The sequence below is a fragment of the Actinopolyspora sabaoui genome, from assembly GCF_051225635.1.
Lineage (GTDB): Bacteria > Actinomycetota > Actinomycetes > Mycobacteriales > Pseudonocardiaceae > Actinopolyspora.
This window is the reverse complement of sequence record NZ_JBMIHH010000005.1, coordinates 267,322-293,847: the sequence shown is the minus strand read 5'-3', so window position 1 is coordinate 293,847 and position 26,526 is coordinate 267,322. Positions and strand designations below refer to the sequence as shown.

The 26,526-nt window shown below is 67.3% G+C and carries 21 protein-coding genes and 1 tRNA gene; 10 read left to right on the top strand and 12 right to left on the bottom strand.

All coding sequences use genetic code 11. The features are described 5' to 3' along the window. Positions 1-22 precede the first annotated feature (22 nt). From ACOQFL_RS11350 to ssb, 4 genes are all read right to left on the bottom strand, one after another. Positions 23-5,014 carry an NAD-glutamate dehydrogenase gene (locus ACOQFL_RS11350; RefSeq protein ID WP_435544091.1) on the bottom strand — a complete coding sequence of 1,664 codons (4,992 nt, stop codon included), beginning with the start codon at positions 5,012-5,014 and terminating at the stop codon, positions 23-25. Between the two features lie 172 nt (positions 5,015-5,186). Next, the gene (locus tag ACOQFL_RS11345) at positions 5,187-7,949 is read right to left on the bottom strand and encodes a tetratricopeptide repeat protein (protein WP_435544090.1); all 2,763 of its coding nucleotides are present in this window, start codon (positions 7,947-7,949) and stop codon (positions 5,187-5,189) included. Positions 7,950-7,965: 16 nt separating this feature from the next. Continuing rightward, a complete protein-coding gene (gene ettA, locus ACOQFL_RS11340) occupies positions 7,966-9,642 on the bottom strand; it encodes an energy-dependent translational throttle protein EttA (RefSeq protein WP_092975689.1) in 1,677 nt (558 codons plus the stop codon). Between the two features lie 252 nt (positions 9,643-9,894). Then, positions 9,895-10,362, bottom strand: coding sequence for a single-stranded DNA-binding protein (ssb, locus tag ACOQFL_RS11335; protein ID WP_435544089.1), 468 nt, complete (start codon positions 10,360-10,362; stop codon positions 9,895-9,897). Between the two features lie 523 nt (positions 10,363-10,885). Here ssb and ACOQFL_RS11330 point away from each other — a divergent pair. Both ACOQFL_RS11330 and ACOQFL_RS11325 read left to right on the top strand, forming a co-directional pair. Then, positions 10,886-10,959 (top strand) — tRNA-Arg (locus tag ACOQFL_RS11330). A 655-nt stretch (positions 10,960-11,614) separates the two neighbouring features. Continuing rightward, positions 11,615-12,103: a GNAT family N-acetyltransferase gene (locus tag ACOQFL_RS11325; protein WP_435544088.1), complete on the top strand. Its 489-nt coding sequence runs from the start codon at positions 11,615-11,617 to the stop codon at positions 12,101-12,103. On the opposite strand, the gene ACOQFL_RS11320 is transcribed toward ACOQFL_RS11325, so the two are convergent. Beyond that, positions 12,048-12,527, bottom strand: coding sequence for a replication initiator (locus ACOQFL_RS11320; protein WP_435544087.1), 480 nt, complete (start codon positions 12,525-12,527; stop codon positions 12,048-12,050). The genes ACOQFL_RS11325 and ACOQFL_RS11320 overlap by 56 nt on opposite strands. A 195-nt stretch (positions 12,528-12,722) precedes the next feature. Between ACOQFL_RS11320 and ACOQFL_RS11315 the strand changes: the two genes are divergently transcribed. Beyond that, positions 12,723-13,361, top strand: coding sequence for a LysE family translocator (locus ACOQFL_RS11315; RefSeq protein WP_435544086.1), 639 nt, complete (start codon positions 12,723-12,725; stop codon positions 13,359-13,361). Positions 13,362-13,668: 307 nt separating this feature from the next. On the opposite strand, the gene ACOQFL_RS11310 is transcribed toward ACOQFL_RS11315, so the two are convergent. Continuing rightward, on the bottom strand, positions 13,669-13,875 hold the full coding sequence (locus tag ACOQFL_RS11310) for an ATP-binding cassette domain-containing protein (RefSeq protein WP_435544284.1): 207 nt from the start codon (positions 13,873-13,875) through the stop codon (positions 13,669-13,671). Between the two features lie 280 nt (positions 13,876-14,155). Here ACOQFL_RS11310 and ACOQFL_RS11305 point away from each other — a divergent pair, with 280 nt between their 5' ends. Continuing rightward, positions 14,156-14,671, top strand: a complete 516-nt coding sequence (locus tag ACOQFL_RS11305; RefSeq protein ID WP_435544085.1) for a GNAT family N-acetyltransferase — start codon at positions 14,156-14,158, stop codon at positions 14,669-14,671. 112 nt (positions 14,672-14,783) lie between these two features. Here the strand turns inward: ACOQFL_RS11305 and ACOQFL_RS11300 are convergent, their stop codons facing one another. Further along, positions 14,784-15,848, bottom strand: a complete 1,065-nt coding sequence (locus ACOQFL_RS11300; RefSeq protein WP_435544084.1) for a hypothetical protein — start codon at positions 15,846-15,848, stop codon at positions 14,784-14,786. Continuing rightward, complete coding sequence (locus ACOQFL_RS11295; protein ID WP_435544083.1) at positions 15,845-16,195, bottom strand: PadR family transcriptional regulator; 351 nt, start codon at positions 16,193-16,195, stop codon at positions 15,845-15,847. Before ACOQFL_RS11295 ends, ACOQFL_RS11300 begins: the two co-directional genes overlap by 4 nt. Before the next feature lie 205 nt (positions 16,196-16,400). Here ACOQFL_RS11295 and ACOQFL_RS11290 point away from each other — a divergent pair, with 205 nt between their 5' ends. After that, the gene (locus tag ACOQFL_RS11290; protein ID WP_435544082.1) at positions 16,401-16,901 is read left to right on the top strand and encodes a methylated-DNA--[protein]-cysteine S-methyltransferase; all 501 of its coding nucleotides are present in this window, start codon (positions 16,401-16,403) and stop codon (positions 16,899-16,901) included. 94 nt (positions 16,902-16,995) lie between these two features. Here ACOQFL_RS11290 and ACOQFL_RS11285 read toward each other — a convergent pair whose 3' ends face one another. From ACOQFL_RS11285 to ACOQFL_RS11275, 3 genes are all read right to left on the bottom strand, one after another. After that, positions 16,996-17,745 carry a GNAT family N-acetyltransferase gene (locus ACOQFL_RS11285; RefSeq protein ID WP_435544081.1) on the bottom strand — a complete coding sequence of 250 codons (750 nt, stop codon included), beginning with the start codon at positions 17,743-17,745 and terminating at the stop codon, positions 16,996-16,998. Between the two features lie 117 nt (positions 17,746-17,862). Then, positions 17,863-18,564 carry a response regulator gene (locus ACOQFL_RS11280; protein ID WP_435544080.1) on the bottom strand — a complete coding sequence of 234 codons (702 nt, stop codon included), beginning with the start codon at positions 18,562-18,564 and terminating at the stop codon, positions 17,863-17,865. After that, a complete protein-coding gene (locus tag ACOQFL_RS11275; protein ID WP_435544079.1) occupies positions 18,561-20,297 on the bottom strand; it encodes an ATP-binding protein in 1,737 nt (578 codons plus the stop codon). The genes ACOQFL_RS11280 and ACOQFL_RS11275 overlap by 4 nt, the downstream gene beginning before the upstream one ends. 315 nt (positions 20,298-20,612) lie before the next feature. Between ACOQFL_RS11275 and ACOQFL_RS11270 the strand changes: the two genes are divergently transcribed. The 3 genes from ACOQFL_RS11270 to ACOQFL_RS11260 are packed head-to-tail and all read left to right on the top strand — an operon-like array spanning position 20,613 to position 23,655. Further along, positions 20,613-21,602, top strand: coding sequence for a Bug family tripartite tricarboxylate transporter substrate binding protein (locus tag ACOQFL_RS11270; RefSeq protein WP_435544078.1), 990 nt, complete (start codon positions 20,613-20,615; stop codon positions 21,600-21,602). Continuing rightward, a complete protein-coding gene (locus ACOQFL_RS11265) occupies positions 21,599-22,159 on the top strand; it encodes a tripartite tricarboxylate transporter TctB family protein (RefSeq protein ID WP_435544077.1) in 561 nt (186 codons plus the stop codon). The genes ACOQFL_RS11270 and ACOQFL_RS11265 overlap by 4 nt, the downstream gene beginning before the upstream one ends. Continuing rightward, positions 22,159-23,655, top strand: coding sequence for a tripartite tricarboxylate transporter permease (locus ACOQFL_RS11260; protein WP_435544076.1), 1,497 nt, complete (start codon positions 22,159-22,161; stop codon positions 23,653-23,655). The genes ACOQFL_RS11265 and ACOQFL_RS11260 overlap by 1 nt, the downstream gene beginning before the upstream one ends. 95 nt (positions 23,656-23,750) lie before the next feature. On the opposite strand, the gene ACOQFL_RS11255 is transcribed toward ACOQFL_RS11260, so the two are convergent. Further along, positions 23,751-24,743 (bottom strand): NAD-dependent epimerase/dehydratase family protein, encoded by a 993-nt coding sequence (locus ACOQFL_RS11255; protein WP_435544075.1) that lies wholly within the window; start codon positions 24,741-24,743, stop codon positions 23,751-23,753. 98 nt (positions 24,744-24,841) lie between these two features. Between ACOQFL_RS11255 and ACOQFL_RS11250 the strand changes: the two genes are divergently transcribed. Together ACOQFL_RS11250 and ACOQFL_RS11245 are read left to right on the top strand one after the other, a co-directional pair. Beyond that, positions 24,842-25,636 (top strand): MBL fold metallo-hydrolase, encoded by a 795-nt coding sequence (locus tag ACOQFL_RS11250; RefSeq protein WP_435544074.1) that lies wholly within the window; start codon positions 24,842-24,844, stop codon positions 25,634-25,636. A gap of 230 nt (positions 25,637-25,866) precedes the next feature. Further along, positions 25,867-26,496: an HNH endonuclease family protein gene (locus ACOQFL_RS11245; RefSeq protein WP_435544073.1), complete on the top strand. Its 630-nt coding sequence runs from the start codon at positions 25,867-25,869 to the stop codon at positions 26,494-26,496. The last annotated feature ends 30 nt before the right edge of the window (positions 26,497-26,526 follow it).

The window sequence follows — 26,526 nt, the reverse complement described above, 5'->3', positions numbered from 1 at the left end:
ACCCGACCCGAGGGGAAAGCCGTCAGCGCACCATGCTGCGCAGCTGCCTGGCCGCCACGGACAGTGTCGCCAGGTCCTGACGTCCGGAACGCTTGATCTCCTCCAACGAGGCCCGGGCCCGTTCGATGCGGGAGGCATTGGCCGACTCCCACTGGGCGATCTTGTTCTCGGGCTGCTCCTCCTGATCGCTGCTACGCAGCACATCCACCGCGATGGCACGCAGCGAGGCGTAGAGGTCGTCGCGCAGCGCCAGCCGCGCCAACGCGTGCCACCGGTTGCCCCGCTCCAGGTCGGCGACCGACACCAGCATCCGCTCCATGTCGAGGTACTCCCACAACGCGTAGTAGAGCTCGGCACTCTCGCGGGGACTGCGTTCGGTCACCAGGCCCGCATCCCGTTCCGCCAACTCCGCTATCTCGGTGATGTCCAGCAGGGCGAACGTGTCCAACAGCGTGCTGACCCGCCGTGCGGTCCGCTTAGGCACGCCCCGACTCACGAGCCGGTCGGTCTCGGTCGCGGCGTTGGCCGCTGCCCGCCCGTGCAGCATCTCCCACACCGATTCGGCCAACTCGGTCACCACGGGACGGAAGCGATGTATCTCGGCACCGATGGCCAACGGCTGCGGACGGTTGGAAAGCAGCCACCTGGAGGCCCGGTCCAGCAGGCGACGCGTCTCCAGAACCATGGAGTCGACGACATCGATGGGAACCGTGCCGTGCAGCTGTTCGATCTCCTCCCACAGCGCGGGGAGATCGTAAACGCCGGTCACCACCTCGAAGGCACGCACCGCGTCGGTGGTGTCGGCACTCATCTCCTCCGCCAGTCGGTACGCGTAGGAGACACCGGCACCGTCGACCACCTCGTTGACCAGGAGGGTCGTGGTGATCTCCCGGTGCAGCGGGTGCTGGCGCACCGCATCGCCGTACTGCTCGCGCAGCGGTCGCGGGAAGTACTCGGGCAGCCGCGAGGCGAAGGCTTCCGTGTCGGGCAGGTCGCTGGCCAGCACGTCCTGCTTCAGCGCGAGTTTGACGTGTCCCATCAGGGTCGCCAACTCCGGTGAGGTGAGTCCGTCACCGGCCTTCTCGAGCTCCCGGAACTGTCCCGGACTCGGCAGCGCCTCCAGTTCACGGTCGAGGCCGGTGCGTTTCTCCAGTTCGGCGACCTGCCTGGCGTGCACCGACAGCATCTGGGTCGCGTGCGAACGGGAAGTGCCGAGCACGGCGTTCTGGCGATAGTTGTCGGCCAACACCAGCTCGGAAACCTCTTCGGTCATCTCCCGCAGCAACTGGTCGCGCCGATCCCGATCCAGTCGCCCCTCGGCGACCAGCTGGTCCAGCAACACCTTGATGTTGACCTCGTGGTCCGAGCAGTCGACACCCGCCGAGTTGTCCAGCGCGTCGGTGTTGACCTTGCCACCGTTCCGGGCGAACTCGATACGCCCGAGCTGGGTCATCCCGAGGTTGCCGCCCTCACCGATCACGCGGGCACGCAGATCGGCACCGTCCACCCGTACCGGATCGTTGGCCTTGTCCCCCACCTCGGCGTGGGTCTGGGTACTGGCCTTGACGTAGGTACCGATCCCACCGTTCCAGAGCAGGTCGACGGGGGCACGCAGAATCGCTTTGATCAGTTCGGCCGGTGCCAACCGGGCGACGTTGTCGTCGATCCCGAGCGCGGCGCGGATCTCCGGGTTGAGCGGGATCGACTTGGCGGAACGCGGCCAGACACCGCCGCCCGCGCTGATCACGTCGCGATCGTAGTCGTCCCATGTGGAGCGCGGCATGGCGAACAGCCGGGATCGCTCGGCGAACGAGGCGGCGGGATCCGGAGTCGGGTCGATGAAGACGTGCAGGTGGTTGAAGGCGGCAACCAGCCGGATGTGCTCGGAAAGCAGCATCCCGTTGCCGAAAACGTCACCCCCCATGTCACCGACTCCGACGACGCTGAACTCCTCGCGCTGCGTGTCGGTGCCGAGTTCACGGAAGTGCCGTTTGACGCTCTCCCAGGCTCCTTTGGCGGTGATGCCCATGGCCTTGTGGTCGTAACCGACCGAGCCGCCGGAGGCGAAGGCGTCGCCCAGCCAGAAGCCGTAGGACTCGGCGACCTCGTTGGCGATGTCGGAGAACGTCGCGGTCCCCTTGTCGGCCGCGACCACCAGGTAGGTGTCCTCGGCGTCGTGCCGGACCACGCGTTCGGGCCCGACCACCTGCCCGTTGACCAGGTTGTCGGTCAGATCGAGCATGCCGGAGATGAACATGCGGTAGCACGCGATCCCCTCGTCACGGACCGCCTCCCGGTCGGCCCCCGGGTCTCCGCTCGGTGCGGGCTGGCGTTTCAGGACGAATCCGCCCTTGGCGCCTACCGGCACGATCACCGCGTTCTTGACCGCCTGCGCCTTGGCCAGCCCCAGAATCTCGGTGCGGAAGTCCTCGCGGCGGTCGGACCAGCGAAGCCCACCGCGCGCCACCGAGCCGAACCTGAGATGCACTCCCTCGAAGCGAGGAGAGTACACGAAGATCTCGTACTGCGGCCGCGGCTCGGGCAGCCCGGGAATTTCCTGCGGCTCCAGTTTGAACGACAGGAAGGAGCGGGGCCGCGAGCGCTCGTCCTCGACGAAGTAGTTGGTGCGCAGCGTGGCCCGGATCAGTCCGAGGTAGGCACGCAGGATGCGATCGGCGTCGAGGCTGGTGACCTCTTCGATGGCCCGCTCGGCGGCGTCGATCAGTTCCTGCTCCCCGGAGAGCCGCAGCGTCTCCGCGACACTCGGATCGAAACGCGTCTCGAACAGCTTGATCAGCCGCACGGTGATCGACTCGTGCGTGATCAGCGCGTCCTCGATGTAGTCCTGGCTGTAGGCCACTCCGACCTGCCGCAGATACTTCGCGTAGGCACGCAGCACCGTGGTCTGCCGCCAGGTGAGCCCGGCTCGCAGCACCAGCGAGTTGAACCTGTCGACCTCGGCGTCGTTCTGCCAGGCGGCCCGGAACGCCTCCTCGAACCGCTCCCGGAGCGTGTCGATCCGTTCGCCGTCGGACTGATCCAGCACGCCCTGCCCCGGGCGGAGTCCGAAGTCGAAGATCCAGCGGACGGTGTCGTCGTCCGGGGAAACCTCGTAGGGCCGTTCGTCGACGACCTCCACACCCATGCTCTGCAGCACCGGAAGCACCCGGGACAGCGTCACACGCTCAGTGAGGAACATCTTGAAACGACGGTTTCCCGGCCCGGCGTCACGTGGCGCGTAGAACGACATCGCGAGATCACCCGGGCTGGCGAGCTTCTCCAGCCTGCGGAGGTCGATCAGACCGTCGGAGGCCTCGAAATCCTCCTTGTACGCCTCGGGAAAGGCCGCCGCGTAGCGCAGCCCGACCTCGCTGATGGCCTCGGAGCCGAACGAGACGAGCCGACCGTCCCGTCGCGCCTCCGTGCGGTCGCCCGTGCGTTCCGACTCGACCTCTTCGACCATGTCGTCGTCCCAGGTGCGGATGGCCTCGCTGAGCCGGCGTTGCACCCGGTTGACATCGGGTTCGAGCCTGCTTCCCGGTTCGGTGTGCACCACGAAATGCACTCGGGCCAGCGCGGACTCACCCACCCGGGTGCTGTACTCCAGACCTGTCCCACCCAGTTCCGCCAGCAGCACTTCCTGCATCGCCAGTCGGGAGCGGGTCGTGTATCGGTCGCGCGGCAGGTAGACCAGGCACGAGAAGAACCGACCGTAGGGGTCGCGCCGCAGGAAGGGCTTGAGCTTGCGCCGTTCCGCGAGCGCGAGCACCCCGGTGATGATCTCCAGCAGGGTGTCGGTGCCGGTGGCGAACAGCTCGGTGCGCGGATAGCTCTGGATCTCCTCGAGCATGCGCTGCCCGGAGTAGGACTCCAGCGGGAACCCCGCACGGTGGATCACCTCGCGGGCCCGGCGGGCTATAACCGGTATTTCCAGCACGTTCTCGTGCAACGCCGTGGTGGTGAACAGCCCGATGAAACGGTGCTCACCGGACATCCCACCGTCGGCGTCGAAGGTTTTGACACCCACGTAGAACGGATGCCCGGCACGATGCACGGACGAGTTCGCGGTCGCCTGGGTAAGCACCAGCAACTCGTCGTTCGGGGACTCGACGAGCGTGTCCGGACCGGTGGACAGGGTCCGGACGACACCGTCGTCGGACCGCAGCACACCGAGACCGGACGCGAGCGCCGGTCGCACCGCGGGGCCGCCGGACTCCTCGTCGTGCACCACTTCGTCGTGTCGGTACCCCAGGAAGGTGAAATGCCCTTCGGCCAACCAGCGCAGCAGGGCGGCGGCATCGGAAGCCTGCTCCACGGACGGCCGGGAACCGTCCCGCTCCAGCGAGTTCGCGAGCTCGCGAGCGGTCTCGTGCATGCGGTCGGTGTCCTCCACGACCTCGCGCACGTCGGTCAACACCCGCAGCAGGCCGTGCTCCAGCTCGGCTATCCGATCCGGTTCGGCCAGTTTGTCGATTTCGAGGAACATCCACGACTCGGCCAGGGCGTCCTCGGGCGGATTCGAGGGGTCCGCACCGGGCAATACCTCGCGCAGCTCACCGGCGACGTCCCTGCGCACCACCACGATGGGATGAACCACGCGCTGCACCTGCGCACCGGCGCGCGACAACTCGGCGATCACCGAATCGACCAGATAAGGCATGTCGTCGGTGACGAGCTGAACCACCGACGCGGGGCTGTGCCACCCCTCGACGGCGCGAGTCGGGTTGAATATCCGCACCATGGCACGCCCGGGAGCACGGTGCGCGGCCAGGTCGTAGTGCGAGCGCAGCGCACCGGCGAGATCGTCCGGCTCCTCGCTCACGACTTCCTCGGCCGGGACGTGGCGGTAGTAAGTACGTAGCAGGTGAGCCAGTTCCGGGACCGTTCGCACGGCTCGCTCCACCAGGCTCGTCAGATACTCGGGACCTACCGCCCCCGGGTCGGACGTCCGCGGTGTCCGCTCCCCGTTCGGTACGGCGTACTCGGTACTCAACTGTCCGGATTCAGAGGTCATCGTCACGCAGCTCCACAACTAGCGGCACCTCGTTGTGCCAACACGACCACCCTAGAGTGCTCGACGCCGTGATCGGTGACGGGCTGAACAGATCAAGTAGAACCGGACCGCAGTGGGGCACGCCCCACCCGAGGTGGAAACGCCACACGTGCGCGCGAGAGGCACAGGTGGATCAACGGATCCGAGGGGTCCAACTGTGGGACTCGCCGGTCTCGGTCTCCCCCGCGGCGTGTCGTCTGCGCCCCCGGAACGCGGTGTCATCCGTGCCTGTCCGGGCCGTCGGCTCGTCCTCGGAACGCATCTCGGACTCACCGGAACGCCGAGAGCTTCGCGCAGTGGGAGACGCCGTTTCGGAGGGGGTTTCCGGAGCCTCGGGATACGCCCGCGGCGCCCTCGCCGGCGCGGACTGCCCGGCACCGGCGGTGTCGTCTGTCCGGTTGCCGTTGCGGTAGGCCACCAGCGCTTCCGCGAGCAGATCGGCCAGTCCCGCCTGCCCCGCACCGGACTCGGCGGCACTGTCGGAAACGTCCATCCCGGAGAAGTCCCTGATCAACTCTCTGCTCTGCTCCAGCAGGTGTTCCGGGACCGCGGGGCGGGAAGTCGTCGTCTCCCGCGGGGTGCCGCCGAAACTCTCATCCCCCTCGGGGTGGGTTCCCGATCCGCCCTCGCCCACCGGTGTCGTCGATTCGGCCCGATCCCCGGATGCGCTCTGCTCCCCGGAGGCGGCCGGTTCCGGTGGTTCCGCACGGCGACGGCGTCCTCCTGGCCGAGTGGGGGTGGCGGGCCGGGCGGAGAGGTCGGGCTCCGTGCCGCTCCCGGCCTCCTCGGTGGTTTCGGCGGCGGAACGACTCCGACGCTGGCGGGGCGCGCCCCTTCCCTCCGCTTCGAGCGCGGCACGGATCTCGTCCAGCGAACGCCCGTGCGACCGCCGAGCCGGTGGTTCCTCGGCTTCGATCGGTTCCGCTCGTCGCCTGGCCCTCTCCGCGCCGGGCTCGGAGGGGGCCGGCTCGGAGGGGCCGGGCGCGGCGTGCTCGTGGAGCGGCTCGGAGTCGTGGCCCGGCGGGGAATCAGCGGCCCGGGAAGGGTGGCGCTCGGTAGGTTCGGGCACGCCGCCCGGTTGCGGGTCGGACGTGGGCCAACCACTGTCGCCACCCGCGTGCTCACCGCTCTCCTCGACCGGGGGCTCCGATTCCGAAAAGCTCGGGACGATCGGCATTATCGTGGTCACGTCCTCGGTGCGGGAGGGCGAAGCGAAATCGCTTCCCGAACCGACTCCCGAGCCGGTGTCCGATTCCGTCGCGGTCCCGCCGAGCCCGGTTTCGGTTGGGAGCTCGGTGGGAAAGTCGATGTCGTCCCGAGCGGCGTACTCACGGGGTGGGTGGTGAGCATCCGGCTCACCCTGCCACGTGGTGTCGCGCGTCGCTCCCGATCGCTCGAACACGCCGGGCGTTACGGAATCGGCAGGGGTGTGCGGATGGGCTGAGCCGTGTTCCTCGGCTCCGTCCGGCACCCGATGGCGCCTGCCCGCGACGGTTCCCCACGAGACGACCTCGCCGAGGGGGGCATCGGAACGGTGAGCGGCGGCACCGTTCCCCTGACCACCCGAGCGATGATCACCGGTGTCGGTGCCTTCCTGCTGGTGCGGCACGCTCGCGGAGTCCCGCGTACCCGGCGCCCCACCGGACAGCAGGGTGTTCATCAACCGCCGGGCCTGTTGCCGGGTGTCCGGGTCCTCCGTCGCGGGCTCCGTCTCGCCCGCTTCGGGAGGCAACGGACCCGACGGCGAATGTTCGGTGGTGTGACCGTGCTGGTCGTAACCCTGTTGATCACGACCGTGCCCGCCGTTTTCGGACTGCTGCCGCGGGATGGCGGAGTTCGGCGCCGGGAACTCCTCCAGCAGGCGCAGCCTGGCCTGTTCGACGGTTCTACGCCAGTGATGATCGGCCGAGTAGGCATCGCGAACGCAACGCAACGCCTCGGGAAGGTCGGATGCTCTCTCGTGCAGCGCGGACAGCGTGTTCAGTACCGCGGCCTGCAGATCGAACAGTTCGTGCCTGCGCCCGCCGTCGAGAGCCTCCCGCAGCGACTCGAACGCGGCCGAATGCTGCCCGGAAGGCACGTGCACCCTGGTCGCCACCGCCAGTCGCAGCCAACCGACCGGAGCCGCGGCGGCGGCACGGAGCGGCTGCCGCACGATCTCGGACGCACACCGCAACGCCTCGGCCTGCTTGCCCAGATCCAGCAGTGACTGCGCCTGTTCGAGCACCAGTCCGGCGCGAACCTCCCCACTGTCAGCGGCCGGGTCACCGAGACGTTCCAGAAAGTCGAGTCCCGCCGTGGCCGACTCGATCGCGAGCGCGAACTCACCGTTGCCGCGGTAGTGAGCAGCCCGCACGACCGCGACCCTGGCACGGAGCAGCCGCGTGGTGTCCTGATCCTCGGTCGACTCGGCGGCGTAGAGCCGGTCGGCCTCGTCCAACGCCTCGACGCGCTCCGCCGCACGACGGTGCATCGGCAACGCACCACACAACTCGACCAGCGCGTGCGCGCGCAGCCGTGCCGGAACACGCTCCAGCTCCAACAACGGATGCAGCACGCGCAACGCCACATCGAGACTGCCGCTGCCACGGGCACAGCAAGCCAGTTCGACCCGCAGCTCCCCGAGTGGTTCCGCCGAGCCAGCGCGCTCGGCGTCCCGAAAGGCCCCGAGCGCGCGTTCGGTGGCGGTGACCGAACGCCCCAAGCGGTTCTCGGCGAAAAGCGCGATCGCCTCCGCCCGGAGTCGCTGCTCGGTGTCACCGGCCTGTCGGGCAGCGGCAGTCGCGCGGTTGGCGAACAACAGTGCCAGCTCCGGAACCCGCCAGCGCAGCTGCCGAGCGGATTCCAGAAGTTCGTGGCCGGGGCTGCTTATCCGCGAACCGCGCTCCCTCGCCAAGTCGACTCTCCGATCCTCAGCCGCGGGTCAGTTTCCGATGGGTAACCCGGTGCGGACGTGCGGCCTCGGCGCCCAACCGGTCGATCTTGTTGTTCTCGTACCCCTCGAAGTTACCTTCGAACCAGAACCACTTGGCCGGATTCTCCTCATCACCCTCCCAAGCGAGGATGTGGGTGGCCACCCGGTCGAGGAACCACCTGTCGTGGGAAATCACCACGGCACAGCCGGGGAATTCCTGCAGCGCGTTCTCCAGTGAGGACAACGTCTCCACGTCCAGGTCGTTGGTGGGCTCGTCCAGCAGCAGCGTGTTCCCACCCTGCTTGAGCGTCAACGCGAGATTCAACCGGTTGCGCTCACCACCGGAGAGCACCCCGGCCGGCTTCTGCTGATCGGCACCCTTGAAACCGAAGGCGCTGACGTAAGCGCGGGAAGGCATCTCGACCTGGCCGACCTGGATGTGGTCCAGGCCGTCCGAAACGACTTCCCAGACGTTCTTGTTGGGGTCGATGCCGGAGCGGTTCTGGTCCACATAGCTGAGCTTGACCGTGTCGCCGACCCGCACCTGACCGCTGTCCGGCTCCTCCAGTCCGACGATGGTCTTGAACAGGGTCGTCTTACCGACACCGTTGGGACCGATGACTCCCACGATGCCGTTGGGCGGCAACGTGAACGAGAGCCTGTCGATGAGTAGATTGCCCTCGAAGCCCTTGCTCATCTCGTTGGCCTCGACCACGAGGTTGCCCAGGCGCGGACCCGGCGGAATCTGGATCTCCTCGAAATCCATCTTCTTGGTCTTCTCGGCCTCGGCCGCCATTTCCTCGTAGCGATCCAGTCGCGAACGCGACTTCTTCTGGCGCGCCTTGGTGTTGGAACGCACCCACTCCAGCTCGTCCTTGAGACGCTTCTGCAGTTTGGCGTCCCGCTTGCCCTGCACGGCCAACCGCTCGGACTTCTTCTGCAGATAGGTCGAGTAGTTGCCCTCGTACGGGTAGGTGTTGCCCCGGTCGAGCTCGAGGATCCAGCCCGCCACGTTGTCCAGGAAGTAGCGGTCGTGGGTCACGGCCAGCACGGCGCCGGAGTAGTTGGACAGGAACTGTTCCAGCCAGTTCACGCTCTCGGCGTCCAGGTGGTTGGTGGGCTCGTCCAGCAGCAACAGGTCGGGCCTGCTCAGCAGCAGTTTGCACAACGCGACCCGGCGACGCTCACCGCCGGAGAGGTAACGAACCTCTGCTTCGGGGGGTGGACAGCGCAGGGCGTCCATCGCCTGCTCCAGTTGCGAGTCCAGCTCCCACGCCTCGGCGTGGTCGAGCTCCTCCTGGAGCTTGCCCATCTCGGCCATGAGCTCGTCGGTGTAATCGGTGGCGAGCTGCTCGGCGATGGCGTTGAAGCGGTCCAGCTTCTCCTTGATCTCGCCAACGCCCTCCTCGACGTTGCCGAGTACGGTTTTCTCCTCGTTCAGCGGGGGCTCCTGCTGCAGGATGCCCACCGTGTAACCGGGGGAAAGGAAGGCCTCACCGTTGTTCGGGTGGTCGAGTCCGGCCATGATGCGCAGCACGCTCGACTTCCCGGCCCCGTTCGGCCCCACCACACCGATCTTGGCACCGGGGTAGAACTGGATAGTCGCGTTCTCCAGTATCATCTTGTCCCCGTGCGTTTTGCGCACATTCTTCATGGTGTAGATGAACTCGGCCATGCCTCCGATCGTAGATGTGCGGGAGCGCGTGGTCTGCACTGCATCCGCACGGTGTGCACCTCCCGTGACGAGCCCCCTGCGCGTGGCGACCGTGCCCCGTCGGGAGACTCGGGATCCTCTCCTCGATCGGGCGGAAACACGACTTGTGCACCGACGAATCGGCAGCGAACGACGCCGCGACACGGCGCCGGGCGGCGGCGCGGAAGCCGGCACGCCGCCCGACGGACCGTTGTGTCGTCACCCGCTGTGCCGTCAGGCGCCGATCGCCTGCGTGGAGGTGTCCTCGGCGTCTCGTGGACAGGGCGGTGCGCCCCGGAAGCAGTCACGGGCAGAACCCGTGCCCCTCCCCGCCGTCACCTCGTCGGTGTCATCCGCCGGGGAACGGGAATCGTGCAACACGTCGAGCCCCACCGCCCCGGCCTCGACCTCCGCTGTGGTTCGACGCTGCCCGTCGGTTTCGTACTCCTTGGTGCGCAGCCTTCCTGTCACCAGCACCGAGTCGCCCTTCTCCAGGGCCTGCACCACGCCCTGGGCGAGCTGCTTCCAGCAGTGGACCGTGGCGTAAACCCGATCACCGTCGACCCAGCGTTGGTTCGCACGGTCGAAACGGCGGGTGATGCTGACCATACGGAAACTCGCCACACGATTGCCGTGTCTGGTCTCACGACTCTTCGGGGCACTGAGAACTTCACCGACAAGAGTGACAGCGGTTTCGTACATGAGCTCCTGCCCTTCCACCACTTCGAGTGGTCTCGTCTCGGCTCGGTGGCGCCGTGCGGCGCTGCACTTCAGCCTGCAAGAGCCCGGGCACGCTGAGCCACACTTTAATTACTTTATGTACATAAAACGCGACCATGTGGACAATTCGCGAGCAGAGCCCCCGATGGGGTAGCCGACAACATCGCGAAACTCCACCCGAACGAGCGAAAACCGAGACCGAAAGGCGCCGCGAGATAACGACTCGATTTCGTGAAAGCGGAGCGGATAGAGTCGTAAGCGAAGCGCGACTACGATGTCCACGATGACTCGTTGTCGCTGCGCAGGTCGCCACCACGCGGCCCGCGCCAGGAAAACGAACAATATTCAGGCAACTGGGATCAACCGCTCGGGATTATGATCGGCTTGCCATTCGATACCGTCTCGGCAACAGCTCCCGTGTGGGTTCTCCGTAAAGCGAGGGGAACCGTTAGTCTGCTTGGCGCGACACGACACGTGCCGTGAGCGCACGCCCGGTGTCGCTCGAGCCCTCGTAGCTCAGACGGATAGAGCAAGAGACTTCTAATCTCTAGGTCGCAGGTTCGAATCCTGCCGGGGGCGCCTAGTAGCAGGTCACAGACGTGGGGGCGGATCGGAGTCAAGATCCCTCCCCACTTTAACCCCACTTCTGCTCAGTCTTCCCGTTGCAGGTCGGCCAGGGCTCTGGCCGCCGAGTCACCGACCGTCTTCCGGAAACTACGGCGGTGCCGGGATCACCGCGCCAGGAAGCCGGACGAGTGCGAGCACCGCTGCCGCAAGCACCACGGCAAACCGTTGGGCGCCACACAGATCCGCCAGATCCACTACCTGCTGTCCGGCGCTGCCGCGCGATCGGGCGGGTCACGCACGCGTGGCAGCTCACCGGCACCTCGTGGACAGGTTGGGGCGCCGGATCGCCGGGTGAGTGGGATGCCTCAGTACTCGTCGGATATCGGGCGGACATGCCTCGCGAGGCTTGTGAACCGGTAATCGTCGACCTCTGGCGGGAAGCGCTGATTGGCCACGCGGGTGTTCACCGCCGAGGAGTTGGAGGGTTGCGGAGGTTCCCGGAAACCGGCGGTTAGGGGCTGCTCCGATTTTTCACGGTGCCCCGGAGGAAGTGCGTGGAGTGGGTTCGGTCAAGGGCCCCTGACCGAAGCAATCCTGGTGTTGCCCCGGACTTCGTCCGAAAACATGAGGACCTCGACACCGACGCGACCACTACTCTGGAACCACGATGATCCGTGAGCGCAGAAACGAAGACCTCGACCGGCTGTGCGAGCTCCTGGACGAATTGGACGACCACGCCCACGTCCTCGGAAGACGGCAACCGCGAGACTGGCTGCAGGAGGTCGACGCCGAGTGCTCCTGGGTGTTCGACCAGGCACCGGTGCGCGTCGCCCCGACCCGAAACGTGGTGGGCCACGTCCAGATCCATCCACCGCCCAACGCCCGCTGGGTCCGCGACGTCGCAGCCCAGACTTCTCGGCAGGTAGATGAGCTGCTGGTGATCAGACGACTGTTCGTGAAACCGGCCAAGCACGACCACGGCATCGCGCGATATCTGCTCAAGGAATCGGTGAAACACATCGAGACGCGTGGGAGTCTGCCCGTGCTGGATCCCGATGACCTCGCCTTCATCCCACCATCACTGTGCACGAAACTCGGTTTCAGAGAGTTCCAGACCGAGGACGACACCCCGAATCCCCTGGCCCGTGCGAAGTGACCCAGCAGGTGGTCTCCCCAGCCGTTCGCAGTTGCCGCACAAGAGCATCGCGCAGACAACCAGGGTCTCTGCACCTAACGGAACTCCCGCCCCCGCTCGATGGTCGATCGATCCGCGCGGAGAACAGCGCTCGCAATTCGCCGGCCAGCAGACGTGCCTCGGGATCGTCGAGACGGATCACTGTGTGAGTGTGGAGCACACCGCGTTTCCGGTACTCGGCGAATCGCGTACGACAAGAGCGCACCTGGTCGCCGATCTCACGTACCCGCAGCCTCACCAGCCGGGCGAGGTGACGCAGCAGGTAGGTGCGAAACCGAGCCCACAACACCCCGGCGTGGGCTTGCCCGAGTGCGTGCCCGGGGTAGTCATAGGTCTCGGGATCAAGGGCGGACCTTGCCTGGGATACCAGAGAAACGAAGCCCACGAGTACCTTCCGACGAGCGCCGACGCGGAGGCTCGGGGCGGTGGGGACGAGCGATCGCTGTCGCCTGCTGTGGACATCGAGGCTCGCGGACGAGCCGCGCTCCCCACAGCGGTTGCCCCCTGCCTCGTCGAACTGGCCTCGAGGCGAGACAGAAATGACCTACGGTAGAGCTCTCAGCCAACTTTTGGAGGCCTTGTGGAGATCGGCGCACTCCTGGCGTTCCTCGGCGTCGTGACGGTCATCAGCCTGGTGCCAGGTCCCGACACGCTTTTCATAATGGCCAACGGTATGACCTCGGGCGCACGTGCGGGGGTGATCGCCGCAGTCGGTATCTCAACGGGAATGGCAGTTCACACGCTCGCTGCCGTGTTCGGCTTGAGCGCACTGTTGCAGGCAGCCCCCGCTGCGATGAACGTCATCCGAGTCTTCGGGATCTTCTTCCTGCTGTATCTTGCCTTTCAGGCATACCGGTCATCAGGCGTCGAGGCCGAATCTCCGCAGGTGAACGCGCCAACGCGCTCGCTGCGCCGCGTCTACACCATGGCCGTCCTGACCAATCTCGCCAACCCGAAGATCATCCTGTTCTACCTCGCGTTCATGCCCCAGTTCACGAATCAGTCGTACGCATGGCCGGTGTCCGTTCAGCTACTGGCCCTCGGAGGCCTATTCATCCTGGTCGGCGTGGCGTTGGACGGCATGACCGGGTTGACCGCCGGAAAGCTGTCGGAGTTCTTGAGCCGACGCCGCAGCGTTCGTAAGTGGATGGACCGCGTCTCAGCTGGTGTATTCGGGGCATTGGCTGTTCATCTGGCCACCAAATTCGCCAGGCCCTGACCGAATGCCCTTGCCGGATGGGCAGGTCAGCGGCTGTGTTCTCTTCCTTGCCGGTGAGATCGGCCAGCGAGGAATCACTGACCACTTGCCCCGCGTCGAGCACGATCACTCGCTCGGCCACGGCCGCGACGTCTTCTGTCAGATGCGTGCTCAGCAGCACCGCCTGCTGCTGCCCCACGGAGGTGATCACCTCTCGAAGCGCGTTCACACAGCCCGGTGGATTCCAGCACCCGCCGCACCGCTGAACCGCGTTCCGCGCGTGGCACACGTCGCCACCAAGCGGACAGGGTCAGAAACTCCGCAGCGGTCAACTGCGCGGGCGCGTCGAAGTGCTGCGGCAAAAACCCAACGATTCACGATATCGTCGCCGATCCCGGACCGGATCCAAACCGTTCAACTCGATCCTACCCTGCTGCGGCGACAACACGGTGGAGAGCACACTCAGCAACGTGCTCTTACCCGCACCATTGGGCCCCAACAACGCGGTAACACCCGCGGGCAACGTGATATCCACATCCCGCAACGCCGTACGACGCCGATAAGCATGTGTTACGCCGCTGATCCGAACAAGCGCAGTCAACAGTCCACCTTCTAATGTCCATCAGAAGCCAATTCGGACAATAGCGGACAGACTGACGGCAACACGCTAAAATTCACGGCACAAGAAAGTTTAAATCGCCCTTGAGTTCCAATAGTCCGGATTTCGAAAAATCGACGTAACCGAGCTGTCCCCCAGTATAGCATACGAGCATGTCTGCGTTACCGTTCCCGGACCTCCGCTCTCCGACGAGGCCGTGGCTTTGCGCTGCTGGGCCACCTCCGACGCGCGGCAGTGGTTCGAGGGCTTCTCCGACCCGTTGTGCCTGCACTTCTCCTGGCCGCTCGTGGAGCCGTTCACGATCGCACACGTGCAGCAGGACATGGTGGAGCACGAGAAGATGCGGCTCCGCGGGGAGGCGATCAACTTCGCCGTGGTGGAGGCCACCGACCACGATCTCGTCCTGGGAGGTGCCTCGGTTTACGAAGTCGCCCTCGACCAGGGGCGCGCGGCGGCCGGTTACTGGCTCGCACCCCACGCACGAGGGCGCGGCCTGGCCACGCGGACACTGCGCCTACTGGTGGGGTGGGTGTTCGACCACCTGGAGTTGGAACGCTTGGAACTGACCTGTGCTCCCGACAACATCGCCTCCCAGCGGGTGGCCGAGCGTTGCGGCTTCGCACGCGAGGGAGTACTGCGCTCTTACCTCCCCTTTCAGGGCGGACGACGTGACAGCGTGATGTTCAGTCTGTTGCCCGGTGAACGGCTGTAAGAGGGAAGCGACCGGTTTTCCGGTGAGCGGCCGGACTTTCCAATGTGGACCATTCGCCCGGACCGGCGCCGAACCCGAGCACATCCGCTACGCATCTACCGCCGGGAGTCGGTCAGTGCTCGCTCGCACCGACCGCATCCGAACGATCGCCACGTGGTGAACGTGCGGCGATGACCACCAGGACACCGCAGCAGAGGGCAAGCACCGCCGGGGGCAGGAGGACCGAGAGTACCGGCACCACTTCCGGGATCCCGAAGCTGACGAACAGCGCCACGTGTTCCAGCAGGAACAGCGCGCCGATCACGGTCAGCGCGACCGACCAGGAGTTCGGAACCCGTTCCGGGGAACGAAGCCGTGCGACCAGAGTGAACCCGGCGGCGAGTAGCAGGCCCCAGACCTTTACTCCGGCAACCACTACCGGCGGAACGAGCCATCCCAGCAGCATGAAGACCAAGGTGGCCAGCACCGCGCCCGGCAGAGCGAACAACCACGGTTTTCGCGAGGGCTCGGGCGCGTCGCGGTGGAACCCGAGGAACACGCACGCGACCGGCAGCCAGCTGCCGACTCCCATGAGCACACTGGTGAGGGCCGTGGCCGGGCTGTTGTCCGGGCGGATCGCCGAAAGCAGCGAGGGCAGCAGCGCGGCACCCGCGAAGAGCATGCCCGTACGGCGCTTCCCCAAAACCAGTGACAGGTACGCGGGCACCCACAGCAGGCCGGGCAGCAAGCTCAGGAAGACGTATCCGCCGAGCGGGAACATCAACGTGGTCGGGTCCGCGAACGCCGCGCCGCCCCGAAGCTGGACGTGCACCAGACTGCCCACGGAAACGAGCGCCAGCACAGCGCGAACGAGCAGCCCGAGCAGCGCGATGGTGCGAACGGTGTCACCCCGGTTACGAGCCGCACTGGGTGCGCCGATACCACCGAAGCGGGTTCGGACCGCGAGCCCCGCCACGGCGAGGAACTCGCGCCAATCGGGCCAACCGTACTCACCACGCAGGTCCTCGTCCCAGCCGTCACCGCCGCCCCAGTCGTCCTGCTCCTCGTCCGCTCCCCCGCTGTGCCTCGCCGCGTCGGCGAGCAGGAAGACGTCCACCATCTCCTCCTCGCGATCGGCGCGGTACCAGCTCGGCAGCAGCCGCAGCAGATGTCGGTAGCGCTGTTCCAGTCGCGTCATGCCGTACCACCCGATTCCGGTTGCAGTCCCCGGGTCCGCAACCGCTCGGTGGCCGCCCGCACGGCATCGGAGCGACGAGCGGTCTCACCGACCAGTGTGGTCAGTCCGTTGTCGGTGATGCGGTAGTAGCGGCGCAACCGGCCGTTGTGGACCTGCTCGCTGTCGAGCTCCACGAGGCCGTCGCTACACAACCGGTCGATCACCCCGTAGAGGGTGCCCACCCGCAGCACCACTCGCTGCCGCGAGAGCTCGCTCACCGCACGCACGATCCCGTAACCGTGCAGGGGCCCATCGGCCAGCACGGTCAGCACCAGGAACGACTGCTCGGACATGGCTCGCCGTGTCATGTGAACAGCATATATTGTAAACCGATATATAGCGAATAGTGAGAGCTTTTATCCACCGAACGGAGGACAGCACCCTCGGGTGAGCTGCCGACCGACGAAGCACCGATCCGAAAGCACGTCGAACGGAACTACGGGAAACCGACGCACCTGCCGCGCTTACACTCGTGGTGGACACACCGGCGGGGAAGGTTTCGAGGACCACGGCATGAGCACGAGACACACGGTGATCGACTCACCGGTGGGTGAGCTGACCGTCGTGGCCGAGGACGACCGGCTCATCGGGCTGCACTTCGAGGGGCGGGAGCACAAGAACCCGGCGGCGACGCTCGGCCCCCGCGCCGACGGGGACTTCCGATACACCAGGGAACAGCTCGCCGAGTACTTCGCGGGAGAACGCACCCGGTTCGACGTTCCGCTGGCTTTCCACGGCGACGAGTTCGAACAGCGGGTCTGGCAGCTGATCGCCGCGATCGGCTACGGTGCGACGCGCAGCTACGGCGAACTGGCCCGCGAACTCGGCAACCCGGGCCTGTCCCGGGCTGTGGGAACGGCGACCGGACGCAACCCGATCGCGGTGATCGTGCCCTGCCATCGCGTGGTCGGCGCCGACGGCAGCCTGACCGGCTTCGGCGGCGGGCTGGACCGCAAGCGCTTTCTGCTGCGGTTGGAGGAACCGCCCGCCGAAGAGGCGGGCAGGCTGTTCTAAGGGACAGACCCTTCCGAGGAATCTCGCTGCGAACCTGGGAAAACGCTCGCCCCGAGCAAAAAACCAAAGCCGTTCCGGGGCTCCGCCCACCTCTTCAGTCGAGAAGCCGCACCGAGCTGACGTCGGCGACCCGACGATAGCCCAGCCTTTCGTAAACCTCGATCGCCCGAGTGTTGGCCACGGTCACCCCCAGCGCGACCTCGCCGAACTCCTCCAGCAGCACGCGGGTCATCGCCGTCGTCAGGTCGCTTCCCAAGCCGCGACCGGCGTAGGCGGGATCGACGGTGATCTTGGCGAGGAAACCGACCCCGTTGATGCTCCGGTCCGCACCACAAGCGACGAGCCGGTCACCGTCGCGGATACCGAACCAATGGCGAATCCCAGGGGCGCGAGGGTTCGCCGAGGTGGCCGGATGCCCCTCCCGCAGCAACCGCTCGACCCGCTCGTTCTCCCCGCTCGGCAGCACCTCGACCGCCGCCTCGCCGTGCCGCTGCTCGGGGGCGACCTCGGCCGCGAGGAAATACCAGTCCTCCAGTCGGGAGACGGGCAGCCGCACGTCTTCGTCCTCGCCCGACAGCAGCGGCAGCCGTACCGAATCGACCGAGTCGAGCAGCCCGGCCGCTCGGAGTTCACCGAGCAGGTCGATGGCCGCGCGCGGCCGACCACGCAGCGAGAGCGAACCGGGCTGCCACGGAATGCGGGTGAACCAGGCGACCGCCTTGTCGGTGGCGTAGCCGGTCACGTCCTCGGCCACGGTCATGCGGGTGTAGGTGTCGGTACCGGCCACTGTGAACAGTTCGGCTGCTCCGGCCAGGTGACGGACTGTCGCGGCGGACGAAGTCATGCCGACGATCCTGGCAGAGCGGCGCCGCTGCCGGGCGGGGGTGTCCGAAAGACGCCGGAGGAGCCGGAAAACCTCGGAAGTTCCAGGAACAACGGAGCTTCCAGGAGCGCCGGAGGTTCACTGGGCGCCGCGCCCGCTCGCCCACCGGTAGCGGTGTTCGGGCCTGCCCGCCGAGCCGTACCGCAGGTGCAGCGTGATCCTGCCGGTGGTGGCGAAGTGGTCGAGGTAGCGCCGGGCGCTCACCCGGGACAGTCCCGCGTTGTTGGCGACCTCGGAGGCGGACAGGTCGGTCTCGGCCGAGCGCAGCGTGTCGAGCACCAGGCGCGCGGTGACCGCGGAAAGCCCCTTGGGCAGCTCCTCGGGGACGGTGTGCTGGGGTTCGGCGGCGCGCAGCTTGCCGTAGACCCGGTCCACATCGGCCTGCTCGGCCTCGTCGACCGCGTCGAGTTCGTGCTGGGCCTCGGCGTAGCCGTTCAGCCGTTCCCGCAGCTCCCGGAACGGGAAGGGTTTGAGCAGGTAGTGCACCGCCCCGCCCTGCATGGCGGCCTTGACCGTCTCCACGTCCCGCACCGCGGTGATCACCAGCACGTCGAGCGGGTGGGCGTTGCCGCGCAGCCGCTGCAGCACCCGCACCCCGGACTCGTCCGGCAGGTACAGGTCCAGCAGCACCAGGTCCGGAAGCAGCCGTTCGCTCATGGTCAGTGCCTCGTGGGCGGTGTGTGCCACGCCCGCCGCCTCGAATCCGGCCATGCTCTCGACAAGTTTGCGGTGGTTGTCCGCGACCCGGACGTCGTCGTCGACCACGAGAACTCGGATCATCGGGAACTCCGGTGGGAGGACTGCCGGCCGGTCGGGGCCAGCCGCGAGTGGTTTTCAGGGGTTACGTCGGGTACCCCCGTCTCGTCGGGTGGCCCTGTTTCGGCGGGGTCGCCCACCACGGGCAGCAACGCGGTGAAGACCGCGCCGTCGTCGTTGTCGGCACGCACCCAACCTCCCCGGTTGCGGCAGGTCTGTCGGACCAGGGCCAACCCCAGCCCGCCGGTGCCGCCCTGCTGGGCCACCTTGGTGGTGAAACCCGCGCGGAACACCTCGTCGGCCAGTTCGGGGGCGATGCCCGCGCCGGAGTCGCCGACCTCGATGCGGGTGACCGCGGCCCCGTTGATTTCCTCCGACAGCAGCGACACCCGGACCCGCCCGGAGCCCGCCAGTGAGTCCAACGCGTTGTCGATGAGGTTTCCCACCACCAGTATCAGGTCGTCCCTGGCCGTGGTGGAGGGCAGGGCGTCGAGGTCGGTGTCGGTGCCGAGCACGAACTCCGCGCCCCGCTCGGCGGCGGCAGCAGATTTCGCCAGCAGCAGGGCCGCGACGGCGGCGTCGCGTACGCGGGTGGTGAGATCCTCGGTGAAGCGCCCGTGGGAGGCGCTGAGCTCGTCCACGAAACTGCGTGCCTGCTCGTACTCGCCGAGTTCGAGCAGCCCGGAAATGGTGTGGATGCGGTTGGAGAACTCGTGCGCCTGGGCACGCAGCGCGTCGGTGGTGGTCCGTGCCCCGTCGAGTTCCTGGGCGAGCTGGTCGAGCTGGGTGCGGTCGCGCAGCGTGACCACCGAGCCGCCCTCGGTGCTGTCCAGTCGGACCGGCATACGGTTCAACGCCAGCACCCTGCCCCGCCGCAGCACGATCTGATCGGTGCCGTCGGCCTGCCCGGCCAGCACCTCGTGCAACCGCTCCGGCAGTTCGAGTTCTTCGAGGTATCGGCCCTCGGCATCCGGGGGCAGCCCGAGCAGCCGGTGCGCCTCGTCGTTGACCAGGGTGATCCTGCCGGAGGGGTCGAAGGCGACCACACCCTCCTTGAGGGCGTGCAGCATGGCCATGCGGTGCTCGACCAGGCTGCCGATCTCATCGGCCGCCATGCCGAAGGTCATCCGGCGCATCCTCCGGAACACGAGATAGGTGCCGAGCCCGCCCAGCACCACCAGGGTCAGCACGGTTCCCAGCAGTTCGGGAAGGCTCTGCGACACCTCCTCGCTGACAGTCGAGACGGGCACACCGACGGAGACGACGCCGATCACCGTTCCCGACTCGTCGAGCACCGGCACCTTGGCACGCATGGAGCGTCCGGTGGTGCCGGTCTGGATCCCGGTCCATACGTTGCCCGCCAGCGCCGGGGCGGCATCGGTGGACAGCTGGTGGCCGATGCGCTCGGGCTCGGGGTGGGAGTAGCGGATCTGCTGCCTGTTGGCGACCACGATGAAGGAGGCGCCGGTGGCGCGGCGGATTCGTTCGGCCAGTGGCGCGATGGTGTTCTCGGGGTGCGGATCGTCGAAGGCGTCGCGCACCGTGTGCAGCGTGGCGACCGACTCGGCGATGGCCAGCACGCGCTGCGCGTACTGCTCGTCGAGCTCGGCGCGGGTGTTGCGCCACCAGAACAGCCCGCTGGCCACGAGCGCGAGCACGACCAGCACCAGCTGCAGCGCGAAGAACTGGCCCGCCAGCGGCCAGCGGCGCGCGCGGCTGCGAGTGCGCGCTGTGTTGTCCTCGGCGATGACGTCCACCCCTCCCGCTGTCGACGACCGTACGACGGTAACGGCAGCGCAGCGCGGCGGGAAACCACACCGGGGACGTGGCCGGGAAATCCGGTCCGACCGTGACCACAACGACCATTACTGCGTTTATGAACACCACATTTCCACCGAACGGGTGTGACCCACACCCTGTGATCCACGACTCGTAACGTGCTGTTCATCTCACGGTGTCGTGCCGCCGGTATCGCGGTGAACGTTCGCCGCCGGCACTTCCGGCCACGACGAACCGGGAACAGCGGGGCGCGGAGTCGACGTGAACGATCCGGACTTCGCAGGGAAGAAACCATGACAGGACGACTGATCCTGCGCCTGACCGCCGCGGTCCTGGGCGTGGTCATCGTGGGGGCGGGCCTGGCCGACGCCCACACGAAGGCCTCCGGTGGGAAAGATCCCCGGGACAAGTTGCAGCTGATGGCTCCCGCCGATCCGGGCGGGGGCTGGGACACCGTGGCCAGGGAGATCCAGAGCTCGGTGGACGCCCACGGTCTCTCGCGCGCCACCGAGGTTCTCAACGTCCCCGGCGCGGGCGGCACCATCGGGCTATCCCGGCTGGCGAACCAGTCCGGCAAGGGAAACAAGCTGATGATGAGCGGGGCGGTGATGACCGGCTCCATCCAGACCACCGACTCCGCCACGACGCTGGACGACGTCACCCCGATCGCGCGGCTGGCCGACGACTACGAGGTCGTGGTGGTGCCGAAGGACTCACCGTTCCGCACGGTGGAGGACCTCATGTCGGCCTGGCGGAACGACCCGCGCTCGGTCGCCGTCGGCGGCGGTTCGGCGGGTGGAACGGACCACCTGTTCGCGGGGATGCTGCTGCGCGCCGCCGGGGTGGATACCTCCGAACTCAACTACATCGCCTACGCGGGCGGCGGTGAGGTCGTCACTGGGCTGCTCGACGGCGGACTCGACGTCGGGGTCTCCAGCTACGCGGAGTTCGCCGGGCAGATCGAAGCGGGCAAGCTGCGTGCGCTCGGGGTCTCCTCCAAACGCCCCCTGGAGGGCGTGGACATTCCGACCTTCGTCGAGCAGGGCGTGGACGCCTCGCTGGCCAACTGGCGTGGAGTCGTCGCCCCGCCGGGGCTGTCGGATGCCCAGCGTGCGGAGCTGGAAAAGATCGTCACAACGGTGCACGGAAGCGCGCAGTGGCAGGACGCGGTGGAACGCAACGGCTGGAAGGACACTTTCCAGACTGGTGAACAGTTCCGGTCCTTCCTGGAGTCCGAGACGGCGCGCATCAAGCGAATCAGCGAGGAGCTGGGTCTGTCATGACCACATTCGTGCAACGAACCGCTTCGCGGCAGCGGGACGGCGAGAGCGGTTCCGGTTCGTTCTGGGCCGGACGCAGTGAACTGTTCGTGGGCGTGCTGGTCGGCGCGATCGGCGGTTTCCTGCTGCTGCGGACCGCGATGATGGCCGTGCCCTCCTCGGTCAGCTTCCTCGGCCCCCGGTTCTTCCCGGCGGTGATCGGCGCGCTGCTGGTGGTGCTGGGCGTTTCGCTGGCCGTGCGGGTGGCGCTGCCCGGGCATCGCCCCGCCGTGACTGACGAACAGCCCGCCGCGGCAGCCGAGGCGACCGGAGCGGGTAGTGACTGGAAACCGCTGCTGCTGACGGCCGGAACCCTGGTGGCGCATCTGGCGCTGCTGCGAACCGCCGGATGGATCGTGGCGGGAGCCCTGCTGTTCTGGGGTGTCTCCTGCGCGCTGGGCAGCAAGCACAAACTTCGTGACCTGGGGATATCGGTGATCGTTTCGTCCGCCGTGCAGCTGGCCTTCTCGGCCGGGCTGGGCCTGTCGCTGCCCTCCGGGCTGCTGCTGGAGGTGCTGTGATGGAAACGCTGTCGCTGCTGCTCGACGGGTTCGGCTCGGCGCTGACTCCCGTCAATCTGCTGCTGTGCCTGGCCGGTGTGGTGCTGGGAACGGTCGTGGGTGTGCTGCCGGGACTCGGCACCGCCATGGCGATCGCCCTGCTGGTGCCGGTCACGTTCCAGCTGGAGCCCACCGGTGCCTTCATCATGTTCGCCGGGGTCTACTTCGGAGGCCAGTTCGGTGGGGCGACCACCGCGATCCTGCTGAACACCCCGGGGCAGAGCTCCTCGATGGCCACGGCGTTCGAGGGCTTTCCGATGGCCAGGAACCGCAGGGCACCGCAGGCGCTGGCCACGGCCGTGCTCGGTTCGTTCCTGGCCAGCATCGTTGCCGTGACGCTCGTGGTGTTCTTCTCGCCGCTGATGGTCGACCTGGCCGTCGGGTTCGGGCCTCCCGAGTACTTCGCGCTGACCGTGCTGGCCTTCCTCGCGACCTCGGCCGTCGTGGCCGGCGATGTGCTGCGCGGGCTGAGCGGACTCGGGCTCGGGCTGGCCCTGGCGATGGTGGGAATCGACGAGCAGAGCGGTGCGGTCCGGTTCACGCTGGGGAGCCCGCGACTGCTGGACGGGATCAGCATCATCGTGGTGACGGTGGGGCTGCTGGCGATCGGTGAGGTGCTGTACGTGGCGTCCCGCGCGCGGCGGAAACCCGCCACCGAGACGGTCGCCTCGGGCAGGCCGTGGCTGAGCAAACGGGACCTGGGCAGATCCTGGCGGCCGTGGCTGCGTGGCACCGCGCTGGGTATCCCGTTCGGCGTGATCCCCGCGGGTGGCGCGGAGATACCGACATTCCTGTCCTACGGCACCGAGAAAACACTGTCCCGCCGCCGCGGCGACGACGAGTTCGGCCGGGGCGCCATCGAGGGCGTGGCAGGCCCGGAGGCGGCCAACAACGCGACCACGGCCACCTCGCTGGTGCCGCTGCTGGGGCTGGGACTGCCCACCTCGGCCACCGCGGCGATCATGCTCGGCGCCTTCCAGCAGTACGGCATGCGACCGGGACCGCTGCTGTTCACCCAGGAGGCCGACCTGGTCTGGGCGCTGCTGGCGAGCCTGTTCATCGGCAGCGTCATGCTGCTGCTGTTGAACCTGCCGTTCGCACCGGTATGGGCGAAGTTGCTGCGGATCCCGCGCAACTACCTCTACGCCGGGATCGTCGTGTTCGCCACCCTCGGGGTTTACACCGCGAGGTCCTCGCTGTTCGACGTGCTGCTGCTCTACGTGGTGGGGGCGCTCGGTTTCCTGCTGCGCCGCTACGGCTTCCCGGTGGCGCCGGTGCTGATCGGCGTGATCCTGGGGCCGCTCGCGGAGACCTCGCTGCGGCGGGCGATGGCGATGAGCCAGGGAGACGTGGGAGTGCTGTTCGCCAGCCCCTTCGCCGTGGGGATCTACTCGATCCTGCTGGTGGCGGTGGTCGTCTCCACCGTGCTGCGGGTGAGGCGCACGCGGGCGGCCTGACGAGGCCCTTCGTGCGGTGGGTTCTCCGGAGCACCTCCACCGGAGAACCCACCTCGCCGGTTCACGGACGAGACCAAGGACGGTCAGAGAACGGATCAGCACAACAGTTCGGCCTCCACCGCCGGTGTGAGACCGGACTTGCGCGGACGATGCAGTCCGCGTGCGCGTTCCTCGGCCAACGCGGCCCGCACCGTCTCGGCCAGTGGCCTGGTCAGCAACCCGTCGGCCGCTGCCGGTGCGGGGTCGTGCGTGACTACGCCGTAGTGCGAACTCGGCGCCCAGAGCGGCAGTGAGCGCGGCCCCTCCCAGTGCACTATTCCCGCTTCGAGCAGCTTCTCCGGCGTTACCGGCACCTGTTGGACATCGGCGGTTCCGGCGAGCTCCGCGATCTCGTCGAGCACGGAACCGAGCGTGCGGATCGGCCCGACGGCGTCGTGGGTTCCGGTGATCCCCAGTTCTCCCGCGGTCACGACCCACTCGGCCAGATCACGCACGTCGAGGTGCTGGATCGGCTGCTCAGGAGCGCCCGGGACGACCACTCGCCCGCCCCGCGCGAAGCGTGCGGGCCAGTAACCGAACCGATCCATGTTGTCACCGGGACCGGTGATCAGTCCCGGGCGCACCACCAGGGCCCGGTCACCGACCACCTCGCGCACGGCCCGTTCCGAGGCGACCTTCACACCGCCGTAGATTTCCGGGGTGAGTCGCGCTCCGGCCGATCGCTGGGGTTCGGTGACCGGTTCCAGCAGTGGGGCATCGATCGTCTGGTACCGCGTCGCGGTGTCGGCATAAACATTGATCGTGGAGACGAAGGTCCAGTGACCGGCGGTTTCGGCCAGTGCCCGCAGTGCGTTCCGTACCCAGCCGAGATCGTGGGTGGCGACGTCGATCACGGCGTCGAACCCGCTCCCCGCGAGTCGCTCGATCTCACCGGGCGCATCACGATCCACCGGGAGCAGGGTGGCACCGGGAGGCACCGCTCCAGAGGTTCCCCGAGCCGCACAGCTGACTTCGTGGCCACGCCGAACCGCTTCGGTCGCGATCGCGTGGGAGACGAACACCGTTCCACCAAGCACGAGAATCCGCATGTGTCCAACATGACCCACGGGATCCGATTTCTCCAGATGAATCACTTCCGGCGAAAACCAGCAGCTCGGACTCGCCTGTCGCGGAGTAGGTTGAAGCTGTGACATCGCGGTTGGTGGTACTCGGCAGTTGCGGCGCCTGGCCGGAACCGGGCCGGGCATGCAGTGGCTTCCTGTTGGAACACGCGGGTTTCCGCGTGGTGCTGGACCTGGGTTACGGAACACTGCCCGGGTTGTTGCGGCTGCTGGGAAACACGACAGCGTCCGGTGTGGACGCCGTAATCGTCACCCACCGGCATCCGGACCACATGGTTGATGTGCACGGTCTGTTCCGCGCCCGCTGGTTCGGTGAGCGCGGCGGTGCGGCGATACCGCTGTACGCGGCGGCAGGGGTGTGGGAACGGCTCTGCGAGTTCGAGGAAGACGACACCGAACCGCTGCACCGGGTCTTCGAACCACACCCGCTGCCCGCCGAGGAATACTCGCTGGGCCCCTTCCGGCTGGAGTCCAGGAGCCTGCCCCACTTCGTCCCCAACGCGGGAGTGCGCCTCAGCTGCGAGGAGTTCGTGCTCGCCTACACCGGTGACACAGGCCCCTCGCCGGAGATCACCGAGCTGGCACGGGAAGCCGACCTGCTCATCACCGAGGCCACCGATCGGCAGCAACGCGAGGGTGTCCCGGCTCCGGATACCGCCGAACGGCTGGATCTGACGTCCACCGAGGCGGGCGGGGTCGCTCGGGAGGCGGGAGTGGGAAAACTGCTGCTGAGCCACTTCTGGCCGGGCAACGACAGGAGCGAGTCCCGGAGTGCGGCGGCCGAGGCGTTCCCCGGCGAGATCGTGCTCGCGGAAGAAGGGCTGGAGCTCGCGCTTCCCCGAGCCATGTTCCCTGGATGAGGGGTAGCGCAGCCTGCTCGATGTCGGTACCCGCGACACGGGAAAGTTCATGAGATTTCGCCGGATCACCGGCAGTGCGGCACGTCTCGCGTAGTGTCCGATCCGGCACCGTGGTTCAACGTGGACGGTCCCACGTGGTCATCGGTTCTTCACCGCGGTATTGACCGGTGTTGACCCCCACTTGTCACGCTACGGGGGCCCTCTCACCCCAGCACGTGAGGAGAACGACCGTGCATCGGTTATCGATCGCGTTGACCACCGCGTTTTCCGCGGGAACACTGCTGCTCGCCACGGCGGGAACCGCCGCCGCCTACCCACCCGACCCGCCCGGCGAATCCACCGCCCGGCAGAACCTCGCCGAGCTCACGGTGAGCGCCGAGGGCTCGATGAGCGGCTACGACCGGGACAGGTTCCCGCACTGGTCGAGCCAGTCGGGCAACTGTGACACCCGGGAGACCGTGCTGCGGCGGGACGGCAGCGGAGTCACCGTGGGCTCGGACTGCTACCCGGACTCGGGAAGCTGGTACAGCGTCTACGACCAGCAGTGGGTCAGCGACCCGAGCGAAGTGCACATCGACCACGTGGTCCCGCTCGCCGAGTCCTGGCGCTCCGGAACCGCGAGCTGGAGCGACGCGAAACGCGAGGACTTCGCCAACGACCTGAACAGCCAGCAGCTGATCGCGGTGTCGGGCACGTCCAACATGTCCAAGAGCGACGACGACCCGGCCGCGTGGCAGCCCTCCAACACCGGCTACCACTGCGTGTACGCGCGCAGCTGGATCAACGTGAAGCACGTCTGGGGCCTGAGCGTCGATTCGGCCGAGAAGAACGCGCTGTCGAGCATGCTCGACAACTGCTGAACGCGCACCGCTCGGGTCACCGGGACAGCT

What these genes read in the sequence shown, in the direction of transcription:
- ACOQFL_RS11285 (WP_435544081.1), bottom strand. Translation starts at nt 17,745, where the DNA reads ATGACTTCGTCCGCCGCGACAGTCCGTCACCTGGCCGGAGCAGCCGAA.
- ACOQFL_RS11255 (WP_435544075.1), bottom strand. Translation starts at nt 24,743, where the DNA reads ATGCGGATTCTCGTGCTTGGTGGAACGGTGTTCGTCTCCCACGCGATC.
- ACOQFL_RS11270 (WP_435544078.1), top strand. Translation starts at nt 20,613, where the DNA reads ATGACAGGACGACTGATCCTGCGCCTGACCGCCGCGGTCCTGGGCGTG.
- ACOQFL_RS11265 (WP_435544077.1), top strand. Translation starts at nt 21,599, where the DNA reads ATGACCACATTCGTGCAACGAACCGCTTCGCGGCAGCGGGACGGCGAG.
- ACOQFL_RS11325 (WP_435544088.1), top strand. Translation starts at nt 11,615, where the DNA reads ATGATCCGTGAGCGCAGAAACGAAGACCTCGACCGGCTGTGCGAGCTC.
- ACOQFL_RS11260 (WP_435544076.1), top strand. Translation starts at nt 22,159, where the DNA reads ATGGAAACGCTGTCGCTGCTGCTCGACGGGTTCGGCTCGGCGCTGACT.
- ACOQFL_RS11350 (WP_435544091.1), bottom strand. Translation starts at nt 5,014, where the DNA reads ATGACCTCTGAATCCGGACAGTTGAGTACCGAGTACGCCGTACCGAAC.
- ssb (WP_435544089.1), bottom strand. Translation starts at nt 10,362, where the DNA reads ATGTACGAAACCGCTGTCACTCTTGTCGGTGAAGTTCTCAGTGCCCCG.
- ACOQFL_RS11280 (WP_435544080.1), bottom strand. Translation starts at nt 18,564, where the DNA reads ATGATCCGAGTTCTCGTGGTCGACGACGACGTCCGGGTCGCGGACAAC.
- ACOQFL_RS11300 (WP_435544084.1), bottom strand. Translation starts at nt 15,848, where the DNA reads ATGACGCGACTGGAACAGCGCTACCGACATCTGCTGCGGCTGCTGCCG.
- ACOQFL_RS11290 (WP_435544082.1), top strand. Translation starts at nt 16,401, where the DNA reads ATGAGCACGAGACACACGGTGATCGACTCACCGGTGGGTGAGCTGACC.
- ettA (WP_092975689.1), bottom strand. Translation starts at nt 9,642, where the DNA reads ATGGCCGAGTTCATCTACACCATGAAGAATGTGCGCAAAACGCACGGG.
- ACOQFL_RS11295 (WP_435544083.1), bottom strand. Translation starts at nt 16,195, where the DNA reads ATGACACGGCGAGCCATGTCCGAGCAGTCGTTCCTGGTGCTGACCGTG.